The organism is Nocardioides sp., assembly GCF_034670285.1.
Classification (GTDB): Bacteria; Actinomycetota; Actinomycetes; order Propionibacteriales; family Nocardioidaceae; genus Nocardioides.
The window spans coordinates 1-4536 of the sequence record NZ_JAXMNS010000323.1 but is presented as its reverse complement, the minus strand read 5'-3'; the positions used below and the strand labels follow the sequence as shown (position 1 = coordinate 4536).

Genomic DNA, 4536 nt, shown 5'->3' with positions numbered 1-4536 from the left:
CCTGGTGCTCTTCGTCGTCACGTTCCTGGCCTTCCTCACGGTCCCGCTCCTCCTGTTCGGCGTGGCTCTCGTGGCCTTCCTCCTCCTCCGGCCCCGCGGCGACCGGACGGAGTCGAGCAGGTCTGGCGCCTCGGGCCGCACCGTGGTCACCCCCAGCGCAGGCTCAGCCGTTGCTCCTGGTCGGTTCGGGTCAGGCCCCCGATGACGAGCACGACCATCACGCACTCGCTCCCCCGGCTCTCCGACGGCGTCGACGACGCCCTCGCCCACGCCGTCCCGGAGGGCATCTGTCGCACCTTCCGGGTGATGCCCTACACCGTCCACGAGGGCCAGGTCCTCGTGGCCGCAGCCGATGCCGACGACGCGATCACCGAGCACGTCGTCACCGAGCGGCTCGACCTGCCGGTGCTCCTCGTGCGCCACACGGTCAACGAGATCATCGAGGTCGTCGACGAGTCCTACCCGCCCGTCGAGGCCGAGGTGGAGTCGGCCGAGGCCCGGCGCGCCCGCATGCAGATGGCCCAGATGCTCACCCACAGCGGCCTGGTCACCAGCGACCAGCTGCAACGAGCGATGCTCGAGTACTCCCGCACCGGTGACCCGCTGGGCGACATCCTGGTGTCGCACGAGTCGATCTCCGAGGACGTCCTGGTCGCGGCTCTCTCCGAGATGCACCAGCTGCGCCGCGTCGGCCTCAGCGGCTTCGAGCCCGACTTCGAGCTCGCGCGGCGAGTCCCCGAGGAGGTGGCTCGTCGCCTCCAGGCCGTCCCGGTCGCCGAGGAGGAAGGGCTGATCCTGCTCGCGGTCGCGCGCCCGCTGGGCGAGAAGGCGGTCCTCGCCCTCGAGGAGCTGCTCGGCCAGCCCTTCGAGATCCTCCTGGCCAACCGCACCGATCTCGACCAGCTCATCCAGCGCGTGCACAGCAGCTACTACTCCGACGTCTCCACCCAGTACCTCCTCGAGAACTACCCCGAGCAGTCCGCCCACACGATCGTCTCGCCGCCGCAGCGCGCCGTGCTGATCATGGCCGCGGTGCTCCTGGTCTTCAGCACCGTCATCTGGCCGGTCGCCACCGCCACCGTCGCCGTCGGCCTCTGCAGCGCGCTCTACCTGCTCGTGTCGGTCTACAAGTTCCGCCTGACCCTGCGGGCCCTGGGCACCCACCTCGAGCTCGACGTGACCGACGAGGAGGTCGCGGCCCTCGACGAGCGACGGCTGCCGATCTACACGATCCTCGTGCCGCTCTACGGCGAGGCCTCCATCGTCCCGCGCCTGGTGCGCGACCTCAACGCCCTCGACTACCCGCGCACGCGCCTGGACATCAAGCTCCTCTGCGAGGAGGACGACCTCGAGACGATCGAGGCGATCCGCCGTCTCTCGCTGGCGCCGCACTTCCACCTCGTCGTGGTGCCTGACAGCCAGCCCAAGACCAAGCCGAAGGCCTGCAACTACGGCCTCCAGCTCGCCACGGGCGACTACGTCGTGATCTACGACGCCGAGGACCGTCCCGATCCCGACCAGCTCAAGAAGGCGCTCCTCGCCTTCGACGCCGCCCCCGACAACGTCGTGTGCATGCAGAGCAAGCTCAACTACTTCAACTCCGAGCAGAACCTGCTCACGTCCTGGTTCGCCAACGAGTACTCCATGCACTTCGAGCTGATCCTGCCGGCGATGGGCGCTGCGGAGGCGCCCGTGCCGCTCGGCGGCACGTCCAACCACTTCAAGATCGCAGCCCTGCGTGAGCTCGGCGCCTGGGACCCGTTCAACGTCACCGAGGACGCCGACCTCGGGATGCGGCTGCACCGCGAGGGGCACCGTACGGCGGTGCTCGACTCGACCACCCTCGAGGAGGCCAACTCCCACGTCGGCAACTGGATCCGTCAGCGCTCGCGCTGGAACAAGGGCCACATCCAGACCTGGCTCGTGCACATGCGCCATCCGCTGCAGCTGCTGCGCCAGACCGGGGTGCGCGGCTTCGTGAGCTTCAACCTGACGATGGGCTCGGCCTTCGTGCTCCTCATCAACCCGGTGTTCTGGGCGCTGACGACGCTCTACGCCCTGACGCAGTGGGGCTTCATCGAGCAGATCTTCCCCGGCGCGATCTTCTACACCGCGAGCCTGATGCTCTTCGTCGGCAACTTCGTCTTCGTCTACCTCAACGTCGCCGGCAGCCTCCAGCGTGGGGAGTTCGGCCTCACCCGCACGGCCCTGCTCTCCCCGCTCTACTGGGCGCTGATGAGCTTTGCGGCCTGGAAGGGCTTCCTCCAGCTCTTCACCAACCCGTTCTACTGGGAGAAGACCGAGCACGGGCTGGACGGTGGGTGAGATGGCTGCGACATCGCTGGTCACCGACACCGCCCGCCCCGGCCCCGGCACTGGCCCCGGCACGGGCCCCGGCATGGGAGGCACCACCATCGCCGTGCAGGCCGTCGGCCGCCGCCCCGCCGACATCGAGCGTCGTCCCTGGGAGAGCGCGAGCATCTTCGCCGTCTTCACCCTCGCCTACGCAGCGGTGGGCTACTGGCTGGTGGTGCGCACCCACGTGGTCGGCTTCGAGACCCTCGACCGACTCGATCGTGCGCTGATGGTCCTGCACGACGACCCCGCCAAGCTGACCGCCATCGGCTTCGACCAGCCCCCGCTGTCGGTGCTGTTCCTCACTCCGTTCGCGCTGCTCACCGGGCCGGCCCGCTCGCTGGCCGTCGTCGGCCTCACCTCGGCGGTCTTCGCGGCCCTGACCCTGATGTTCCTCCACACGATGATGCGTCGGGCCCAGCTCAACCTGCCGCTACGGCTGGCCGTGCTCGCCGCCCTGGCCCTCAACCCGCTCGTCGTGCTCAATGCCTCGGTCGGTGCGGCCACCTTCTTGTGGCTGGCCTTCGTCGTGGCCGCCCTCGGCGCCCTGCTGGCGTGGTACGTCACCGCCGACATCCGCTTCGTGATGGTGGCCGGGATCAGCTACTCGGTCGCGGCCCTCACCGGCTACGGCTCGCTGCTCTGGTTCCTGGTCAGCCTCGTCATGATCGCCGCGATCCTGGCGCGCCTCGGCGCCGACGGCCGCGAGGTCGAGGGCACCACGGTCGGCTTCGCCGCCCCGACCGTCTACGTCGTCGTCCTGTGGTCGGCGCTCAACCTGCTGCTCCTCACCGACCCCTTCCACTGGATCACCGCACGCACCGACGCCGCGGCCGGTGGCAGCCTCGACGGTCTCGGGTTCAGCACGGTCACGCTCGCCACGGGCGACCTCGTCCTGCACGGCGCCCCGATCGCGATCGTGGTGCTGCCCGCCCTGATCTTCGCCGGCATCGCCCGGCGCAACACCTTCGCCCTCTGGCTGGGCCTGTTGCTCACGGCCTCCATCGCCGCCCCCGGGCTGGCGGTGGCGCTACGTCTGACCGACACCCCGCTCCAGCTGAGCGACGCGCTGCCGGTGCTGCTCGTCTCGGTGATCGGAGGCGTGTGGCTGGCACGCTCGACGAGCACCCGCCGTACCGCGACCGCCGTTGCCCTCACCGGCGGGCTGCTGCTCAGCATCCCGTGGACCTTCGCGGCCATGGACGACTTCCCGCGACAGGGTCTCGAGCGCGCCTTCCACGACGCGGTCGCGACCGGCGACGACCAGGAGGGTGCTCGCACTCTCGACGGCTCGGTCGTCGGCTACGGCAACGAGCGCGACATGGCCGACTTCATCCGTGCCAACGTCGCCGAGCCGGACGTCGTGCTGACCGACGACGCCGCCACCTACGCCGTCATCCTGCTCACCGGCTCCCCCGCGACGTTCGTCGACCGCGTGGACGACTCCGACGAGTCCTGGGAGCGGATCGCCCGCAGCCCAGCCGCTCGCGTCGACTACCTGCTGCTCTCACGCGACACCGAGCGCGACCTGCTCAGTGCGCTCTATCCCGCGGCAGCCACGGGTCAGGACCCTGCTCTGGCCGTGGCCCACATCAACGACCGCTACGCCCTCGTGGAAGTGCCCGTCGGCTACGGTTTCGGCGGCGCTGCGGCGCCCACCACGCCCGTCCTGCCCCCGCCCGCCGAGGGCCCGCAGGTCGAGGGCGGCTACGACGGCATCCAGGGCGAGGAGGGGACTGCACCATGAGCGATCACGACCACCCCGGCACGGACCTGGCCGACCGGACCCGTTCCGACTCGCCTCGGGCGGGCTCCGTGGCCCTGACCGGCGCCAGGAGCGAGACCCTCCAACGACCACGTCGTGCCTCCAGCCCGCAGGACGAGACGTCCGCCCGCTCGAAGCCGCTCATCCTTCCGCCGGCACGACTCGACCAGGAGCTCGCGGCCGAGGCCGCCCGGGTCCGCCGCGAGGTGGTCGGCGCGCGCCAGGAAGACCCTCGCGTCGAGGAACCACCCTCCGAGGCAGCCCCGCCCGCGGCGGCCCACGACGCGCCTGTCGAGGACGAGCCTGTCGAGGCGGCGCAGGCCGCGGACCATTCGGACGACGACCTCGCGGAGCCGCCGACGCCGGAGCCCACGCCGCTGGCCGGCCTGCCGACGGCGGGGGTCCCTGCCTCGCAG

The 4536-nt window shown here is 70.6% G+C and carries 4 protein-coding genes; all 4 read left to right on the top strand.

Annotation, left to right across the window (positions count from 1 at the left end; all coding sequences use genetic code 11):
- On the top strand, window positions 1–205 hold a 205-nt coding region (locus VOI19_RS14945), incomplete at its 5' end, for a hypothetical protein (RefSeq protein WP_323793759.1).
- A complete protein-coding gene (locus VOI19_RS14940; RefSeq protein WP_323793758.1) occupies window positions 202–2325 on the top strand; it encodes a glycosyltransferase in 2124 nt (707 codons plus the stop codon). The genes VOI19_RS14945 and VOI19_RS14940, both read left to right, overlap by 4 nt.
- A 1-nt stretch (window position 2326) precedes the next feature.
- Complete coding sequence (locus VOI19_RS14935) at window positions 2327–4102, top strand: hypothetical protein (RefSeq protein WP_323793757.1); 1776 nt, start codon at window positions 2327–2329, stop codon at window positions 4100–4102.
- A partial coding sequence (locus VOI19_RS14930) for a hypothetical protein (RefSeq protein WP_323793756.1) occupies window positions 4099–4536 on the top strand: 438 nt, incomplete at its 3' end. The genes VOI19_RS14935 and VOI19_RS14930, both read left to right, overlap by 4 nt.

What these genes read in the sequence shown, in the direction of transcription:
- VOI19_RS14940 (WP_323793758.1), top strand. Translation starts at nt 202, where the DNA reads ATGACGAGCACGACCATCACGCACTCGCTCCCCCGGCTCTCCGACGGC.
- VOI19_RS14935 (WP_323793757.1), top strand. Translation starts at nt 2,327, where the DNA reads ATGGCTGCGACATCGCTGGTCACCGACACCGCCCGCCCCGGCCCCGGC.